Here is a 17921-nt window from a genome sequence, read left to right as displayed (position 1 = left end):
CTTCTGCTCGCGTCATTGTAAGCCCCCGCAAGCTCGCCTAGTCTGCGCGCTGCTTCTTCCATTCGCCTCAAACACGTAGGCGCAAAACGCTCCGGTTAATCATCATGGACTATCTTGAACTGGGCTTTCGCACGCAGGACGAATGGTCGAGCTTCTTCCCGCAATGGCGTTCACGCCTTGAAGCCATGCGCGATCACGCCATCCAGCGCATCGCCGAACAGGGGCTGAACGATCCCTATCTGGGGCCAACCCCGCCGGATCAGATCGACTTCAATCGTGAGAATCTGCGTGAAAGCCTGGTCGCGCACTCCAGCAATTCTCGCACGCGCGCCGTCCTGCACGTGCTGCGCACCTATGCGTGTGGCCGGGAAGAGAAACTGGACGTCTACGCCTCGGAAAGCCTGTCGCCGTTCGCCGCGCGACTGCGCGACCATTTCCCGCGCTTTGTGGGGTCGGAATTTCTGCCCACGGCCGAGGACCGCAGCGCGCATCCGGGCCTGATGCATCAGGACATCCAGAATTTCAGCTTCAAGGATGACAGCTTTGACGCCTATGTCAGCTGCGAGGTGCTCGAGCATGTCCCCGATCTGGATGCAGCCCTGAAAGAAGCGGCGCGCATTCTCAAACCGGGTGGATTATTCGTCGGCACCGTGCCCTTCCACATGGGCAGCCCCACCCGCATCCAGAAAGCGCGGTTGGGGCCGGACGGCGTCGAGCATCTGATGGAACCGGAATATCACGGCAATCCCACGCGCCCCGACGAAGGCAGCCTGGTCTTCGCCATTCCGGGCTGGGATTTTGTGCAGGACCTGACCGATGCAGGCTTTGAAGACGCCAGCATGCGCCTGATCCTGTCGGCCTATCACGGCCTTCTGACCAATGATGTCTGCGGCGTCTTCGTCTTTACCGCCGTCAAACCGATGACCGCATCGCGCTAGAAGACCGGCGCCGTCACGCGCGCCTCAGAGCCGGCCCGCTGACCTGAGCACACATGCCCCCAGGCCTGCTCCAGCCGGTCCAGCGCCTGAACCATGAAATCCCGGTCCCGGCTGAAAGGCAGGCGCAGATGATGCGCCCCGCCCTGCTGCAGGAAAAAGCGCGGCCCCGGCTCCAGCTTCACTCCCAGATCCCGCGCCGCCGCCGACAGCTCGGTGCTGACAGGCTGGGGCAGGCGTAGCCAGAGCGACATGCCGCCTTTGACCGTCAGGCTGGCCCAGTCCGGAAAGCGCCGGACGATCTCGGCGCTCAGAAAGGCGTGCTCGTCTCGCAAGTGCGCGCGCTGACGCTCAACCGCGTCGGGGAAATCCTCATAGAGGATGCGCGTGGTGATCTGTTCCAGCGGCGGTCCGCCCAGATCAATCGACGAGCGGGCGGCGTGCACCTGATCGATGATGCGCCGGTCCGCCGCAATCCAGCCCGTGCGCAAGCCGCCCCAGAACACCTTGCTGGCGGATCCCAGCCGCACCACAGGCGCGCGATAATGAGCGGGCGGGTCCTGAGCGGGCGGCGGGGCATCGCGCCACAGCTCGCGCACGCATTCATCAAGGACCAAGAGCGCCCCGCCGCGCTTGGCGGCGCGGGCGAGCCGGACGCGGGCGTCTGCGCTCATCACCTGCCCAGTGGGGTTGTGATGGTCGGCGATCAGATACGCCATCTTGTAACGGCCCTGCGCCAGATCGCGCTCCAGCTCGGTCACCGACCAGCCATCCTCGGTCACAGGATAGCCGCGCATCTGCACGCCCGCCTGGTGAAAGGCCTCAAGCGCATTGGGATAGCTGGGCAGGTCCACCGCCACCTGATCGCCCGGCTTGAGGAAGGCGCGGATCAGCAGCACCAGACCGTGCTGGGCGCCCTGGGAAATCAGAAGCTGATCAGGCGAGCTCGCCACGCCAATTTCGGCATAGCGTTCGGCCAGCACCCGACGCAGGCCAATCTCGCCGCGCATCTCGTAACCCGAATGGGGCAAGAGCGCGGGCAAATGCTCCATCGCCTTGCGATAGGCGGGCGCGAGATCGGGATGCGCGCGGGTTGTCGCCGCAGCCAGATCCATCAGGCCCTTTTCCGTGCTCGCACCCTCTTGCAGCGCCTCCGCGCCATCCGGCAGCGCGGTCACCGAACCACGCCCCTGCCCGCTTTCAAGAAAACCGTCGGAACGCAACAGGTCATAGGCCTGGGACACGGTGATCCGCGCCACGTTCAGCTCATCCGCCAGACGGCGCTCGCCGGGCAATCTCACCCCCAGCCCGATCCGTCCGTCCAGAATGGCGAAGCGCAGACGATTGGCGATCTGCCGATAGGCGGGGGCGGAGGATGTCTGCCGCCAGTCCTGCATCAGACGGCGCAGACCAAGTAGGGAAAGAGAGCGATCTGACATGGCGTCATCCTGTTGCGGGCCCGTTCGCCATCATAGCGCCAAGGGGTGAAGCTTGGCCCTATTTTTTAGGGCCAAGCTTGGTGTTGATGCGTGCCATGTTGATAAAACGTATGATCCAGTTGCACCTGGGCCTTGCGGCCTATGGCGTCTCGTTGGCCCTGATGGTTCGCGCCAATCTGGGACTTGATCCCTGGGATGTGTTCCATGAGGGCCTGTCTGACCGCATCGGTCTGAGCTTTGGCATGACCGTCAATCTGGTCGGCCTTCTGGTGCTGCTGGCCTGGTGGCCGATCAAGCAGAAGCCGGGGATCGGGACCGTGATGAACGTGCTGCTGATCGGCACGGTCGCGGACCTGACCTTGCTGGTGGTTCCAGAGCATCATAGCTACACGCTCCGCGCTGTCCTGCTGGTCAGCGCCATCGGGCTCAATGGCCTCGCCACCGCCAGCTATATTGGCGCCGGTCTGGGCCCGGGGCCCCGCGATGGTCTGATGACGGGTGTGTGCGGCCGCACGGGCTGGCCGGTGGGCCGAGTCCGGCTGGGCATCGAGCTTGGCGTGCTGGCGAGCGGGTTTGCTCTGGGCGGCACGGTGGGCATCGGCACGGTGCTCTATGCGATCTCCATCGGACCGCTGGTGCACTGGTTGTTGCCGCGCTTCACCTTGAAGCCGCAAACGGCGCCCGTCCCGGCGCCTGCGGAATGATCCTTTCCAGATCAGCAAAACTCACCGTCCAACCCTCCGGTTAATGGCGGGCCCGCCTCTCGCTATCTGTGTGGTCAACACACGAGCCAAGGAGGGTCGTCATGATCGATGTTCGTTATTTCGAGGATCTGGGCGCGTTTCAGATCGACTGGCTGAATGCGAAACACCATTTCAGCTTCGGCTCCTATCACGATCCCAAACGGATGGGCTGGGGAGCGTTGCGGGTCTGGAATGATGATGAAATCCAGCCCGGCACGGGTTTCCCCCCGCACCCCCATGCGGAGATGGAGATCATCACCTATGTGCGTGACGGCGCTATCACCCACCAGGACAGCCTGGGCAATAAAGGCCGTACGATTGCGGGCGATGTGCAGGTGATGAGCGCAGGCAAGGGCATCCGCCACGCCGAGTACAATCAGGAAAGCGAGCTGACCCGCATCTTCCAGATATGGATTATGCCCGATGAACGCGGCGGCGATCCCTATTGGGACACCAAGACCTTCCCCAAGGGTGACCGGGCCGGTGAGCTGGTGGTGCTGGCTTCAGGCCGCAAGGGCGACACGGACGCGCTGCCTATCCGCGCCGATGCGCGGGTTCTGGGCGGCACGCTGAAGGCGGGCCAGTCCACCCGCTATACGCTTGAGGCGGGACGCCATGCCTATCTCGGCCTCGCCAAGGGCGCCGTGACGGTGAATGACGAAACTCTGGGCCCGCGCGACGGGGCGGCGATTGTCGATGAACCGGTGATCGAGATCACCGCGATCGAGGACGCCGAAATCGTGATGGTGGACTCGCTCTAGCCGCCATCTTCACCCGGCCTTAAGCGCCAGGCGTTATTCAGAAGACCCGGTGGAGCCCCCTGCTCTGCCGGGTTTTCTGTGGAGTTCGCCATGACGCGCCCTGCCCTTGTGATGATCGCGCTCGCCGGTCTGATGCTGACGCCCGGCTGCATCGTGGTGCAGACCGCCGATTTGGCCGTCGGAGCCACGGGCGCGGTGGTGGGAACCGCCGGCAAGGTGGTGATCGGCACGGTGGATGCGGTGACACCCGGCAAGACCGCGCCCGAGAACAAGTTCGTCTCTGAGCTCTGCGACCAGACGCCCGCCTAGACGAGCGCCTTGCCCATCCTCACCAGCGGTACGCTGATACCGTCCGCAATGGCGGCTTCCTCGCTGATCGGGGCATAGCCGCACGCGGCGTAGAGCGGCTGGCCTGACAGGGTCGCCATCATCTCCGCCCGTTTGAAACCCTGGCTTCGCGCCGCGTCTTCGCACGCGTTCAGGATCATACGGCCCACGCCCTGTCGGGTATGGTCGGGATGGGTGTACATGGCGCGCACCTTGGCGGGTTCGGTCTCGGGATCGAGCTCTCGCGCATCACGCTGGTCGGTCGTGTGATCGCCGCCATAGAGGGTGGCGCGATAGCTCCAGCCTCCGCAGCCGGCAATCGCGTCCCCGCGCATCACCATGAAATAGGTGCCGTCTTTCACAAGCTGGGTGTCGATCCCCATAAAGGCCTGGCTGGCCTTGACCTGTTCAGGGCTGAGAAAGTCGTCCTGCAAGCGGTTGATCGCCAGATCCATCAACGCGGACAGGGCTGGCATATCCGCGACCTGTGCAACGCGAAGGGTCAGGTCGTCGCTCATGGTACATTGATCCATTTATGGGTTTGCAGGCTGAGCATCCATTGGGGATGCTTCAGGCAATACTCGAATGCGGCCTGAGCATTTTTCATCTGCTCCGGCCCGTCCATGGGCTGCAGGCGGAACTGCCTGAAATCGAGCCCTGAGAACAGCTCAGGCATGGCGTCAGGCTGGGGGTAGACCAGTTTCAGCTCATCACCCGAGGTCTGCTTGAGCGGCGCGGTGGATTTGGGGCTGACGCACACCCAGTCGATGCCGTCGGGCGCCTCGATCGTGCCATTGGTCTCGACCGCGATCCTGAAGCCCGCCGCATGCAGGGCGTCGATCAGGGGCGCATCAAGCTGCAGCAAGGGTTCGCCGCCGGTGCAGACCACATAAGGCTCGCCCCCGCCCGGCCACAGGCTCGCGACTTTTTCGGCCAGGGCGTCTGCAGTCTTGAACTTGCCGCCGTTTTCGCCATCCACGCCGATAAAGTCCGTGTCGCAGAACTGGCAGATCGCGCTCGCACGATCGCGCTCCAGGCCGCTCCACAGATTGCAGCCGGCAAAGCGCAGAAACACCGCTGGACGACCCGTCTGGCCACCCTCGCCCTGAACGGTCAGGAACATTTCCTTGACGGAATAGGTCATCAGCCTGCCGCACCCTCGCGCCACTGGGCCCAACCTTTCTTGCGAAGCTCGCAAGCCGGGCAATCATCACAGCCATAGCCCCAGTCATGGCGTTGGCCGCGCTCACCGCGATAACAGGTATGGCTGTGCTCGACGATCAGATCGACCAGCGCCTCCCCGCCCAGCTCGTGTGCGAGCGCCCAGGTTTGCGCTTTATCGAGATGCATCAGCGGCGTCTCGACCCGGGTCGGCCGGTCCAGCCCCAGCCCCAGCGCTTTGGCCTGGGTCTGGATGGTGTCCTCACGGCAGTCGGGATAGCCCGAATAATCGGTCTGGCACATGCCACCCACCAGCACATCAATGCCGCGCCGATAGGCGAGCGCGGCAGCGACGGTGAGAAAGACCAGATTGCGCCCCGGCACGAAGGTCGAGGGCAATCCCTGCTCGGTCATGACGATTTCCATGTCCGCGGTCAGCGCGCTTTCCGCCAGCGCGCCATAGCCCGACAAGTCCACCAGCCGGTCTTCGCCCAGCTTCTCCGCCCAGTCCGGAAACGCCTTGAGCATTTCAGCGCGCACGCTCTGGCGGGCGGTCAGCTCCACATCATGGCGCTGGCCATAGTCAAAGCCGATGGTCTCCACCCGGTCAAAGCGCGACAGCGCCCAGGCCAGGCAGGTGGCGGAATCCTGGCCGCCGGAGAACAGCACCAGGGCCGCGTTTGAAGAAGAGCGTGTATCCATGTAGCCAGTATATCTTGCTTATGAGCCGCGCCTGCAAGGAGCTCGTCCATGACCGACACGACCGATTGCGTCATCGTCCTTTACACTACCTGGCCTGACATGGAGAGCGTGGAGCGCGCAGCCTCCCGCCTGCTGCAGGACCGGCTGATCGCCTGCGCCAATATTCTGGGAGAAAGCCGGTCGATCTATCGCTGGGAGGGCGCGGTGCAGAGCGAGCGTGAAATCATCGCCCTGTTCAAGACCTCGGCGGCGAGCGTAGAGCGCGCGCGGGACGCGATCTCGGCCCTCCACCCCTATGATGAGCCCTGTATTCTGGCGCTTGAGAGCCAGGCGGCGCTCAGTGCTGCGGGCTTCACGCAATGGGTGCGGAGCGAGACGGCGTAACCGCAGGTTTAATAACGCGACTTTTCAATGAAGCTTCCGTGAAACACGCCTTCAATTAAGGCGGCGGAAATCGCCCGGCGTGTTTGTTGCGCACACCCTTTACTGGACGAGCGCCGGAGCCCGAAAAGATGAGCCGTACGGTTCGCACCCTGTTGCAAAACGCCCCTGTTCTGGATCCCGGCATTACCGGCTCTCAGGTCTATGACCTGTTTTCCGAGGATAGCGACCTTCTGGTTTGCGCCGTGGTGGATGACGCCAGGCCCATCGGTCTGGTGGCCCGCAACGCCTTCTTCCTGCGCATGGCCGACACCCATGGCCGGGCGCTGTTCGCCAAGCGGCCTGTCACCTATGTCATGGACAAGGATCCGCTGGTGGTTGAGAGCAACCACCTGCTCTCCCAGCTGAGCCGCCACATCGTCACTGACCGCATCTCGGCCCTGTTTGACGGCTTCATCATCACCGAGAACGGCCGCTATGCCGGGGTGGGCACGGGCGTGGGCCTGATGCGGATGATCCAGTCTGAAAGCGAAGAGCGGAACCGCAAGCTGGTCGCTCTTGCCGAACAGCTGGGCCAGGCGCGGCTGGAAGCGATGTCGGCGAACCGGATCAAGTCCGAGTTTGTCGCCACAATGAGCCATGAAATCCGCACCCCGCTCAGCGGCATGATGGGTCTGACCCAGCTCTTGCAGGAGACCGGACTGGACGCCGAACAGCGCACGCTGACCGAAAGCATTCAGAGCGCCGGAGATGTCATGCTGCATCTTCTCAATGACGTGCTGGACCTGTCCAAGATCGAAGCGGGCAAGATGAAGCTCAGCGCGACCCGCTTCACCCTTGAGGAGCTTTCCGAGACCGCCTCCCAGCTCTGGCGCGGTCGTGCGCAGGGCAAGGGGCTGCGCTTCTCGGTCCGCACCGAAGGCGCCGAGGCCGGAGCGCTGATGGGCGATCCGGTGCGGCTGAAACAGATCCTGTTCAACCTGATCGGCAACGCCATCAAGTTCACCGATCAGGGCGATGTGGATGTCCTGCTGACGTTGACGCCACTCACACCGACCCGCGTCATCCTGCGTGGTGAAGTGACCGATACCGGCTGTGGCGTGCCCGCCGCGGCTCAGCCCAGCCTATTCACCTCCTTCATGCAGGCCGAGCCCGAAGCCCGGCAATCGGCCAGCGGGACGGGTCTGGGGCTGGCGATCTGCAAGCAGCTTGTCGAGCTGATGGATGGCGCCATCGCGTGTGACCCGCATGTGGAACGTGGCGCCCGCTTCTGGTTCGAACTGCCGCTGGGTCTGGCGCAGGATCAATCCGGACCGCATGACATGAACCAGAACACTCTGCCGGCAGCGGCCCAGGGCCATGCGCCGAAAATCCTGCTCGTTGAGGATAACGCCATCAACCAGGCGGTCATCGAGGGCTTTCTGAACCTGCGCGAGTGGAGCTGCACGATCTGCGACAGCGGCGAAGCAGCGCTCGACCTGCTTCAGACCGAAGCCTTTGACCTGATCCTGATGGATGTGCGCATGCCGGGGCTGAACGGGCTTCAGACCACCCAACGCATCCGGCAGATGAAAAGCCCGGTGCGATCGACCCCGATCCTGGCGCTGACCGCCAACGCCATGCGCGAAGAGCAGGCGGAGTGTTTGCGCGCGGGCATGGATGGCTACGCCTCCAAGCCCATCCAGCGTGACGCCTTCTTCGCCGAGATGGACCGGCTGCTCGCTTCGGACTGGACCATGTCCGGATCAGAACGCCTGCACGGCGCAGCCTGATCGCTCATCCCTGAACAAGAAAAAGCCGGCGTCACCGCCGGCTTTTTTGTGTCTTGAGTTCTGCTGGAGATCAGGCGATCCGATACAGCTGCGCATTGGCGATGGGGTCATTGGCCAGCGCCTGCTTGAGCCCGTCCATCAGCACTTCAGCGGTTACCGGAGACCGCACCTGGGTCTCCATCGCGTTCACCCGCAAGGGGGCATCCAGATCCGGAACGAGCCGGAGAATAGGCGTCATTGCCGCCGTGGACGGCAGGGCGCGCACATCCGCAGACGCGTCTTCAGCCTCGGCGTCGGCCAGCTCATGGCCCAGGATCACGGCGTCATAGGCTGACGCGCCCAGCGCATCGAGCAGCTCGGCAGAACTGCCGGCGCAGGTGACCACGCAGTTGAATGATTTCAGATAGCCCAGCAGCACAGAGCGCAGCGCCGGTTCACTTTCCCCCACGAGCACGCGCAAGCGGCGGCTTGAGACCGACATCTGCTCGCCATCGGCGAACCGGTCCGCCTTCATGGAGTGACGCAGTTTGACCTCGAACCAGAAGACCGAGCCTTCACCATCCTCGCGCGGCTCATAGCCCACATCGCCATGCATCATCTCGGCAAGCTTGCGCACCAGATGAAGCCCGAGCCCCGTGCCGGCCTGCTTGATGTTCTCGTCCACAGAATCCGTGCCCATGGCGTTGAACAACTGATCGCGCGAGCTTTCAGGCACGCCCTCGCCGGTATCCTGAATGGCGATGCGCAGCGTGGAGACGCCCTGCTGGCTTTCACGCATGTCCAGCTTGATCGTGACGCCGCCCTCATTGGTGAAACGGATGGCGTTGCTGGCCAGGATCCGGCACATGTGCATCAGGCGTCCGCCATCCGCACGCAGGGCCCGACCGCCCTCGCCCTCAAAGGTCACGTTAAAATCGATGTTCTTGGCGGCGGCGTGAGGCGCATGCTCGCGGCGCAAGCGGTCTGCAAGATCGCAGGGCGTAATGTCCTCGACCACCAGCTCCATGCGGCCTGCATCGATGCGGGAGACTTCCAGAACCGTATTGATCAGGCTTTCCAGCTTCTCGCCGCTCTCCAGAAGGCGCGACACCATCAAGGATTGCTCATCGGTCAGGCGGGTCTTGTCCAGCAACTGGCCCATGCCCAGCACGCCGTTCAGCGGCGAGCGCAGCTCATGGCTCATATTGGCCAGCATGACAGCGCTTGAGCGGGCGGATTCCTCGGCCTTGCGGGCCGCCTGGTCATTATGTTCAGCCAGGCGCGCGAGAGCGGCGGCCTGTTCTGCGGTTTTCTTGCTGGCTTCTTCCAGAGCCAGATTGGCGGCGACAGAGGCCAGAAGCGTGTTGGCGTAGGTCTTGGCGAGCATGGTAATGCCCAGAAGGAAGCCCGCCAGCATCACGGCGCCCAGCGTGCCCGTTGACTGATCGATGCTGATCAACGCCACGGCCCACAATCCCAGCGACGGTCCGGCATAGGCCAGGATGACGCGGCGCTCGCCGGCAGACGTCAGAACGGCCCCCGCCGCCATGCCTGCAATGACCAGCCCGACAATCTGGGCCACCAGCGTCGGTGTGGACGAAGACAAAAGATGCGGCGTCGCCCCCCAGGCCAGGCCAACAAGGGCTGACAGGGCGATATAGACATACATTTCGGATTCATTGGGCGCACGACCGGCGCGGCGCGCGCGCCACATGGCCAGAAAGCGCAACAATGGAGCCACGCACAGGACCGCCAACCATCCCGCCAGCGCAAGCGTGCTGACAAATGGCTGAATGACCACCCCCAGAAGAAGGGCGTTCACAACATTGAGCGGGACCGCTCGGAGCGCGCCCTTTGACACCAGATCGTACTGCGCTTCACGCGTACGACGCTTGATGTCCGGGTTCTGATTTAGTTCCGATGGGTTTATACGACCCATTACGCCACCTCCGTGACCGCTTTTCGCGGCTCTTCAGATGGTTTGTGACATAAAGTTCTTAAAACTGCGTGCACTTCTCTCTCCCTCTACAGAGAAGGCCGCAATCCTTTACGGGAGTGTTAATCGTGATCTTCCGCCAAATCGCTCTGAGCCTGTTTGCTTGCATTATGGTCGCGGCCTGCAGTGAAGACGCGCCACAGTCACAAGACATCAACCAGACAGACCTTCAGGCGGTCGATCCCGCGGCTCCTGCCGAGATACTGGCCTGGAGCGATCTGCTGCCCGATCGAGATCTGGAGGCGCTTGAGGCTTTGAGCGAGGGCCGCGCCGACCCTTCGCTGCTGAGCCAGCTCGGCCAGCAAAGCACGATTGAAGGTCAGTACGGCACGTTCAATGTCGTCGAGGATCTGGACGGGCTGGTGGTGCGGATGCCGGGCTATATCCTGCCGCTCGACTTCTCCGAGAACAGCTCGGCACGCGAATTCCTGCTGCTGCCCTATCACGGGGCCTGTGTTCACACCCCGCCGCCGCCGCCGAACCAGATCGTCTATCTGCGCTCGCCCGAGCTGATCCGCTTCAACAGCCTGTGGGAGCCGGTCTGGGTCGAAGGCCGCATGGAGCTGGAGCGCGTGGACACCGATCTCGCGGCCACCGCCTATTCCATGGTGGTGCGCTCGGTTGAGCCCTATCAGACCCGATAGCAAAACGGACGCCCGAGGGCGTCCGTTCTGAGCTCTAGTGTCGACGATCGCAGGCGTCTGTCGTGAACAGGTCTGCGATCACGCCCTCGCAATCGCGGTCCCGGCGGGACCGGTGATGGCGGCGATCATAGCGGTTGCGGTCATGGCCATGCCCGTAGTCCGGACGATACCGGCCCGGCGCAGCAATCTCGGCGCGGATTTCCGCCAGCGACAGCGATACATCCGTGAAACGGTCCTGAGCCCGCTCCCAGGAATGAAGTGTGCCGATGCAGGCGCCTTCCTGGTAATCGCGCTGATGCATGCAGGCGGCATAGGCCCGGCACGAGCCTTCGGCGAAGCGATAGGCGGCATCGAGATCCAGCTCGAACGCCCGCAGCATCTCGGTGCGCTCGGTTTGCGGACCTGAGGGCGGCTGGTCGACGCGCAGCGTGCCTTCGGTCTCTTCCCAGCGCTCATTGACGTCGCCGCCCGAAGCATAGCCGGTGATCAGAAGCGCCCGCGCCGCTTCGATGCGTTCATCGCGTTGGGCGCGCAGGGAATCCACCTCGCACACCTGCAGCGCCGTATCGATGGCGAGCGCGTCTGCTGTGGCCTCAACCGGCGAAACAGCGGGCGGATAGTAAGGGCCGACCGGGTCCACATAGACGGGATCGGTCTTGCAGCCTGCGAGCGCGGCGGCGCTGATCAGCACGCTGAGAAGGGTCAATTTGCGCATCGGTCCTGTCCTCTTGATCTCGCCGTCACCGGCTCGCATTGGCGTCCAGACACCCGGCGTCAGCCGGGGGGACGCGGGCGCGCATGGCGTTGCGCAGGATTTCCATCGCCCGTTCCCCACGACCGGGCTCTTCACTGGCTTCCGCCTCGATCTCCTGACGGATGCGCGCCCAGCGCGCCTGCGCGTTCGGAGCCCGTGTCAGTTCCGGCGTGGTGCGGAACCGCCGGGCCAGTCCGTGACCCAGATCCGCTGCATCGCGCAGATAGGCGTCAGCGCGCTCGGGATTTTCCACGATGGCGCAAAGACGGTAGGAGCCGAACACCGCGCCCGTGCCATAGATCACAGCCAGATTGAAATTGGCGTCAGGATCACCGCGCACCGCCGCCATCTCCAGCCATTCCAGCGCCAGGTCGGTGTTCTGCACCACGCCCAGCCCCACCGCATGCATGATCCCCAGAACGTTCTGGACGCTGGGATCGCGGGCGGTCTGGGCGGCATGACACATCAGCTGAGCGGTCTGACGCGGGGTCAGGGACGCGGTCTCGTCATAGCCCAGCTCGCGCTGGAAGGCGCGGACGGCCCGGCGCGTCTCCGCACCATAGGTGCCGTCAATCGAGCCATTGTAATAGCCCAGAGCCGACAAGGCCGCCTGACGCAGATTGAGACCGATAACATCCGCCATCCGGCTTTCAGGATCGCGGGCGATGCGCGCCAGGCTCTCCTGGGTGACAGGGCAGTCCACAAGGTGGGCCTGCAAGCGACGCTGGGCGAGGATCGAGGATTGCGCGCCGAACGGACGGCCCCAGGCCACCGAACGGTTCCAGTAGCGCATCGCCGCGTCCCGTGATTCCGGCATCAGAGGGCGACCGCCTGCGCGTTCGCAGCCGAAATCGATGACCGAGGAATAGGTCTCGCCGCAATCAAGCTCCAGCGTGGTCAGTTCCGCATCGCCGCGCAGCAGCCAGTAACGCGCCGCCTCGCTATAGACCCGCGCCGCGATCGGCCGGGGCACGCATTCCGCCGCGCCCTCGACACAGACCAGCGTGGCGTTGGTGCCGCTGGTGTCAGGATCGACCGTCTCGAGATGGAAGGGCCAGGGTTCAGCCGGGAAGGAATCGCGATTGCGCGGGAACCAGCTGCGGTTGGGATTGAGCCAGCTATTGGGGTTCTGATAGCCCGAGCCCTGATAATAGCCTGAGCCCTGATAGCCCGGTCCCTGATAACCGCTGCGCCCGCCGCGCGGCGCCCAGCGCCCTTGCTGCCGCGAGGCCTCCGAGAGGGTGCGCGGCTCCCAGTCATCATCAGACGAGGACACGCTGATCCGCTCATCGTCGGGTTCAGGCTCGGGCTGGAAGTCAAAGAAGGACTGGCGCGCCGCACTGTCAGACACCAGGAACGCCGCCGTCCCGCCTGCCAGCATCAGCCCCAGCGCCAGGGTCACAAGGATCGAGAAGCGATTCATTGATCCTCACCCCACGTCCCGCTACTGGCGCCATAGGGGCGCTCCTGGCTTTGCGGTGCATAGGCGCCATCCGCGCCATAGCTGTCCTGATAATAGTCATAGCGGGGCGGCTCGCAGACCGGCACGCCGCAGATATCGGATGCATCCACGCACACCCGCGCATCGCGCCCGGTAAAGCTGTTCTGCGCCAGACGACCGTCGAAATACCGCCGACGATAGGTGTCGCGCTCCAGATCACGCACATAGGACTGATAGGCGTATTGGGAGAGCTGAACGCTCAGAATCCCGGCGAAGCACTGGCAATTATTGTCGCCATAGGTCTCGGTGCAGGCCTGATAGATCGGGTCCTCATCCTCACTGCCCCAGAGGATGACGGTCAGCCGCCAGCCGCCGAAAATCAGCAGGATGATCACAATCACCCCGATGAGAGCCCAGAGCCAGGCCAGTCCGTAGGAATAACGATCCTGATCGTTCATGCGCGCCTGTCCCCGCCTCACCCAAGCGTCCACCCTCTGTTAAGGTTAACCTATGCTTAAGGTGTCCGCCCGGCAACCAGAACGGTTCAAGTTTCGTTGAGTTCCCTTTTTTCGACTCAGGCCTGCGGTTTTTTCACATCACCCTGATACGGCGTGTCCGGATCCTTGAAGACCACATAGACCGCCGGGATCACCAGCAGGGTCAGCAAGGTCGAGGACAACAGCCCGAACAGAAGCGAAATCGCCAGCCCCTGGAAGATCGGGTCAAACAGGATCACCGACGCGCCCAGCATCGCCGCCAGAGCGGTCAGAAGGATCGGTTTGAAGCGAATCGCCCCGGCCCTCAGCACCGTTTCGCGCAGCGTCTCGTCGGCTCGCGCCTCATGGCGGATGAAGTCCACCAGAAGGATCGAGTTCCGCACGATGATCCCCGCAAGGGCGATGAAACCGATCATGGACGTGGCCGAGAATGGCGCACCGAACAGGGCGTGACCGATCAGGATGCCGATGAGCGTCAGGGGCACAGGGGTCAGGATCACCAATGGCGCCCGGAAGGAGCCGAACTGGGCGACCACCAGCACATAGATGCCCGCCAGCGCCACCATGAAGGCCGCGCCCATATCGCGGAAGGTCACATAGGTGATCTCCCATTCGCCATCCCACAGAAGGGTCGGCGCGTCATCGCTGAGCGGTTGACCAAACAGGCGGATGTCCGGTCGCGGCAGGTCTTCAGGCCAGCTCTCGCTCTCGATCCGTTCGGCCACAGCGCCCATGCCATAGATCGGCGCTTCATAACGGCCCGCCAGCTCGCCCATCACCATGTCGGCAAAGCGGCCATCGCGGCGATAGATCACGGGCGAGCCCTCAACCTCGCGCACGCTCACCACATCCCCGAGCTCGACGATGGTGCGATCCCCCGGCAAGAGGTTCGCAGGAACCGGCGTTGACAGAAGGCGCTCGGTCCAGACCCGGCCGGACCGGGGCAGATCAATCGTGATCGCCAGCGGATTGCGGTCATCGCCCTGCTGGGCGTACCCCACCGCGCGGCCATCCAGAAGGATACGCAGCGTGTCGAAGACATCGCCCTGCTCCACGCCGTAAAATTCGAGATTGTCCTGATCGAGCACGATCTGAAGCCGCGGCCTGCTGGCGCCAAAGCTGTCGTCCACATCCACGATGTAGTCGACCGCTTCAAAAATGCGGCGCACTTCAGAAGCCACCGCACGGCGGGTCTCGCCATCGGGGCCATAGATCTCGGCCAGCAAGGTCGCCAGAACAGGCGGTCCGGGCGGGGTTTCCGCCACCTTGATCACCGTGCCTTCGGGCATGGCGATATGGCTCAGAAGTTCGCGCGCCTCGAGGGCGATGTCATGGCTCTGGCGCGAGCGGTGATGCCGCGAGGCGAGATTGACCTGCAGATCGCCCTGCTCGGGGTTCGTGCGGAAGAAGTAGTGGCGCACCAGACCGTTGAAGTTGAAGGGCGCAGACGTGCCGGCATAGGCCTGGATCGACATCACCTCTTCCACACCCGACAGGACGTCAGCGGCTTCAAAGAGCACGCGTTCGGTATCCTCAAGGCTCGCGCCTTCAGGCAGGTCCACAATGACCTGGAATTCGGACTTGTTGTCGAAGGGCAGGAGTTTGACCGTCACCAGCCCGACCGGGATCATCATCATGATGACCAGCGTCATCACGCCCGCCCCGATCAGGAAGGTCCAGGCGCGGGCCCGGCTATGCACCACCCATCCGGCAATAGACCGGTAGGCGCGCCCCAGACGGGTCTCGCTGTCCTCAGCGCCATGGGCGTGTTCGCCGGCATTGCTGGCGATCTTCACCATCAGCCAGGGCGTGATCAGCATGGCGACAAAGAAGGAGAAGATCATCGCAGCTGACGCGTTGATCGGGATCGGCGCCATGTAGGGGCCCATCAGGCCCGACACGAACAGCATGGGCAACAGCGCCGCCACCACGGTCAGGGTCGCGACAATGGTGGGATTGCCCACTTCGGCGACGGCCTGCACGGCGGCGTCAACGGGATTGCGGCCATCCTTCATCGCCCAGTGGCGGGCGATGTTCTCGATCACCACAATGGCGTCATCCACCAGAATACCGATGGAGAAGATCAGCGCGAACAGGCTGACCCGGTTGATGGTGAAGCCGAGCGTATTGGAGGCAAACAGCGTCAGCAGGATGGTGGTGGGGATAACCACCAGCACCACGATGGATTCACGCCAGCCCACCATCAGCGCGATCAGCACGACGATGGAGACCGTGGCGAGGCCAAGGTGGAAGAACAACTCGTTGGCTTTCTCCGCGGCGGTTTCACCATAGTTGCGGGTGATCTCGACCTTCACCCCGTCCGGGATCAGCGTCCCGCGCAGGCTGTCCACCGTTTCAAGAACCTGTTCGGCCACCACGACCGCATTCGCGCCGGGGCGCTTGGCCAGCGCCAGCGTCACCGCCGGCGCACGCGTCCACTCTCCGGTCGCGCCATGTGCCTCCTCGGCATGGGCGTCGCTGTCCCGGCTGAGGGACCAGACGCGGTGATCGGAGGGTTGAGCCCCGATCACCACGTCCGCCACATCGCGGACATAGACGGGGCGTCCGTCACGCGTTGTCAGGAGAAGAAGGCCGATGGAGGCCGGATCGCGCAGGGTTTCCCCCACAAGGGTTTGCGCCACTGCACCGTTCTGGTAGACCGGGCGCACGGGGAAAGCGGAATTGGCCGACGCGATCTTGCCCGCCAGCTGCTGCAAGGTGACGCCATAAAGCGCCAGACGCTCCGGATCAGGCTCGATGCGAACCTGATCGGCCCGACCGCCCACAATGAAGCTGAGGCCCGAGCCGTCCACCGAGGTCAGCCGCGACCGCAGTTCTTCGGTCAGCGTCAGCAGGGATGCATCCGTCCAGCGTTCCCCAAAGCCCGGCTCCGGGCTCAGGGTCAGGGTCAGGATCGGCACGTCATTGATGCCGCGCGCCACGATCAACGGCTCGGGCACGCCCAGCGGCAACTGGTCGTAATGACCGCGGATTTCCTCATGAACCCGCAGGACAGCAAGGTCCTCGGCCACGCCCACCTTGAAACGGGCCGTCACCAGAACCTGATCATCCATGGTGTTGGAATAGGTGTGCTCCACCTCGGAAATGCCCGAGATGATCGCTTCGAGCGGCTCGGTGATCAGCTCGACGGCGTCAGACGCGGCCAGCCCATCCGCGCGCACCATGATGTCGATCATGGGCACCGAGATTTGCGGCTCTTCCTCACGCGGGATGGTCAGGAGCGCAATCAGCCCCAGCCCCAAAGCGGCCAGAAGAAACAGCGGGGTGAGCGGCGAGCGGATGAACCCCTTCGCCAGATGTCCGGACAGTCCCAGTTTCATGGCTGCACCAGACGGTCACCCGGCTTCAGGCCGGACAGGATTTCAACCAGGGCGCCCTCTTCATCAGAGTGCACGCCGCCGCGTTGGACCACCACGTCATGAGGGTGATCCTCCGCATCAAGCACGCTGACATAATCAAGCCCGTAGCGGGTATCGATCAGCTCGGAGGGAATGAGAATGCCCGGTCGGGAATCAGTGTGGATCAGAACGCGGACGCGTTCGCCCACAAAGAAATCTCCGAGCCCTTCCACGACAGCGTCCGCGGTGACGCGGCCCGCCTCGATGCGCGGATAGACTTGGCGGATCGTGCCGGTGTTGGCGAGGCCGTCCTCGGACGCGCCGTCTGCATCCAGCTGGACCGGATCCCCCTCGGCGATGAAGCGGGCATGGCGCTCCGGCACCGACAGGCGAAGCACATATAGATCGGTCGCGATCTCGGCGATCTGCTCGCCCGGCATGACGACAGAGCCGGCAGTGACCGGAACGGACAGGACCACCCCGGTGGCGGGGGCCAGCACATCGCCTTCACGCGACCGCTGGACGGTGACGGCGCGTTGCTGGCGCGCGGAAGCCACCTGATTTTCATAAACCTCGACCTGGGTGCGCGCGGCTTCAAGGCGCGCTTCGGCCACAAGACCCCGCTCAAACAGGCGTTCATCGCGCGCAAGATCGGCCCGCGCCTGATCCAGCTGAGCCGTCACAGCAGCGAGCTGGGAATTGAGTGAACCGATCTGCGGCGCAAGCTGATCATCCACCACGACGGCCAGCACCTGACCCGCCTCGACTCGGTCGCCTTCATCAATGCGCAGCTCGCCGATCGTGCCCGACAGGCGCGCCCGCGCCATGGTCACATCCACGCTCTGAACCGTGGCGAACACGGCTTTCTGATCCCGGATGAAGGTCTCCCGGACCTCGAACGGATCATAAGCGGCGTTTTGCGCCCAGCCTGCAGCCGGGCCCAGAACCAGGGCGAGCGATGCCAGCACCATCGATCGGATCATGCATGTCCTCCTTGTGCGCTATCAGCGGGACTCACGCCCGGCGCACT

17 protein-coding genes are annotated in these 17921 nt (G+C 63.7%); 7 read left to right on the top strand and 10 right to left on the bottom strand.

All coding sequences use genetic code 11. From position 1 onward, the window contains the following. Nucleotides 1-104: 104 nt before the first annotated feature. Complete coding sequence (locus tag ACFELO_RS03015; protein WP_440959094.1) at nt 105-938, top strand: class I SAM-dependent methyltransferase; 834 nt, start codon at nt 105-107, stop codon at nt 936-938. Here the strand turns inward: ACFELO_RS03015 and yczR are convergent. Next, nucleotides 935-2374: a MocR-like transcription factor YczR gene (gene yczR / locus ACFELO_RS03010; protein WP_440959093.1), complete on the bottom strand. Its 1440-nt coding sequence runs from the start codon at nt 2372-2374 to the stop codon at nt 935-937. The two genes, ACFELO_RS03015 and yczR, sit on opposite strands and share 4 nt — an antisense overlap. 110 nt (nt 2375-2484) lie before the next feature. Between yczR and yczE the strand changes: the two genes are divergently transcribed. The 3 genes from yczE to ACFELO_RS02995 all read left to right on the top strand — a co-directional run bounded on the left by yczE (nt 2485) and on the right by ACFELO_RS02995 (nt 4187). Continuing rightward, nucleotides 2485-3078 carry a membrane protein YczE gene (gene yczE, locus ACFELO_RS03005; RefSeq protein WP_440959092.1) on the top strand — a complete coding sequence of 198 codons (594 nt, stop codon included), beginning with the start codon at nt 2485-2487 and terminating at the stop codon, nt 3076-3078. A gap of 101 nt (nt 3079-3179) precedes the next feature. After that, nucleotides 3180-3878 carry a pirin family protein gene (locus ACFELO_RS03000; RefSeq protein ID WP_440959091.1) on the top strand — a complete coding sequence of 233 codons (699 nt, stop codon included), beginning with the start codon at nt 3180-3182 and terminating at the stop codon, nt 3876-3878. A 90-nt stretch (nt 3879-3968) separates the two neighbouring features. Continuing rightward, complete coding sequence (locus ACFELO_RS02995; protein WP_440959090.1) at nt 3969-4187, top strand: hypothetical protein; 219 nt, start codon at nt 3969-3971, stop codon at nt 4185-4187. Here the strand turns inward: ACFELO_RS02995 and ACFELO_RS02990 are convergent. From ACFELO_RS02990 to queC, 3 genes are read right to left on the bottom strand one after another with little or no spacing between them, the layout of a single operon-like run. Beyond that, complete coding sequence (locus ACFELO_RS02990; RefSeq protein WP_440959089.1) at nt 4184-4723, bottom strand: GNAT family N-acetyltransferase; 540 nt, start codon at nt 4721-4723, stop codon at nt 4184-4186. The genes ACFELO_RS02995 and ACFELO_RS02990 overlap by 4 nt on opposite strands. Continuing rightward, nucleotides 4720-5349, bottom strand: coding sequence for a 7-carboxy-7-deazaguanine synthase (queE, locus tag ACFELO_RS02985; protein ID WP_440959088.1), 630 nt, complete (start codon nt 5347-5349; stop codon nt 4720-4722). The genes ACFELO_RS02990 and queE overlap by 4 nt, the downstream gene beginning before the upstream one ends. Next, nucleotides 5349-6068 carry a 7-cyano-7-deazaguanine synthase QueC gene (gene queC, locus ACFELO_RS02980; RefSeq protein ID WP_440959087.1) on the bottom strand — a complete coding sequence of 240 codons (720 nt, stop codon included), beginning with the start codon at nt 6066-6068 and terminating at the stop codon, nt 5349-5351. Before queC ends, queE begins: the two co-directional genes overlap by 1 nt. A gap of 48 nt (nt 6069-6116) precedes the next feature. Between queC and cutA the strand changes: the two genes are divergently transcribed. Both cutA and ACFELO_RS02970 read left to right on the top strand, forming a co-directional pair. Further along, on the top strand, nt 6117-6452 hold the full coding sequence (cutA, locus tag ACFELO_RS02975) for a divalent-cation tolerance protein CutA (RefSeq protein WP_440959086.1): 336 nt from the start codon (nt 6117-6119) through the stop codon (nt 6450-6452). Between the two features lie 128 nt (nt 6453-6580). Then, a complete protein-coding gene (locus ACFELO_RS02970; RefSeq protein WP_440959085.1) occupies nt 6581-8221 on the top strand; it encodes an ATP-binding protein in 1641 nt (546 codons plus the stop codon). A 70-nt stretch (nt 8222-8291) separates the two neighbouring features. Here the strand turns inward: ACFELO_RS02970 and ACFELO_RS02965 are convergent, their stop codons facing one another. Beyond that, nucleotides 8292-10139, bottom strand: a complete 1848-nt coding sequence (locus ACFELO_RS02965) for an ATP-binding protein (RefSeq protein WP_440959084.1) — start codon at nt 10137-10139, stop codon at nt 8292-8294. 125 nt (nt 10140-10264) lie between these two features. Here ACFELO_RS02965 and ACFELO_RS02960 point away from each other — a divergent pair, with 125 nt between their 5' ends. Further along, nucleotides 10265-10840, top strand: a complete 576-nt coding sequence (locus tag ACFELO_RS02960) for a DUF3299 domain-containing protein (protein WP_440959083.1) — start codon at nt 10265-10267, stop codon at nt 10838-10840. 34 nt (nt 10841-10874) lie between these two features. Here ACFELO_RS02960 and ACFELO_RS02955 read toward each other — a convergent pair whose 3' ends face one another. From ACFELO_RS02955 to ACFELO_RS02935, 5 genes are all read right to left on the bottom strand, one after another. Beyond that, nucleotides 10875-11555 (bottom strand): hypothetical protein, encoded by a 681-nt coding sequence (locus ACFELO_RS02955; RefSeq protein WP_440959082.1) that lies wholly within the window; start codon nt 11553-11555, stop codon nt 10875-10877. Nucleotides 11556-11580: 25 nt separating this feature from the next. Continuing rightward, nucleotides 11581-13017 carry a peptidoglycan-binding protein gene (locus ACFELO_RS02950; protein ID WP_440959081.1) on the bottom strand — a complete coding sequence of 479 codons (1437 nt, stop codon included), beginning with the start codon at nt 13015-13017 and terminating at the stop codon, nt 11581-11583. Further along, on the bottom strand, nt 13014-13493 hold the full coding sequence (locus ACFELO_RS02945; protein ID WP_440959080.1) for a hypothetical protein: 480 nt from the start codon (nt 13491-13493) through the stop codon (nt 13014-13016). Before ACFELO_RS02945 ends, ACFELO_RS02950 begins: the two co-directional genes overlap by 4 nt. Nucleotides 13494-13609: 116 nt before the next feature. Continuing rightward, entirely contained in the window at nt 13610-16873 is a 3264-nt protein-coding gene (locus ACFELO_RS02940) for an efflux RND transporter permease subunit (protein ID WP_440959079.1), read from the bottom strand. Next, complete coding sequence (locus ACFELO_RS02935; protein WP_440959078.1) at nt 16870-17874, bottom strand: efflux RND transporter periplasmic adaptor subunit; 1005 nt, start codon at nt 17872-17874, stop codon at nt 16870-16872. Before ACFELO_RS02935 ends, ACFELO_RS02940 begins: the two co-directional genes overlap by 4 nt. Between the last annotated feature and the right edge of the window lie 47 nt (nt 17875-17921).

Source organism: Oceanicaulis sp. LC35 (assembly GCF_052055585.1).
Lineage (GTDB): Bacteria > Pseudomonadota > Alphaproteobacteria > Caulobacterales > Maricaulaceae > Oceanicaulis.
Note: the sequence above shows the minus strand (reverse complement) of the source record. Positions and strands in the feature narration are given on the sequence as shown.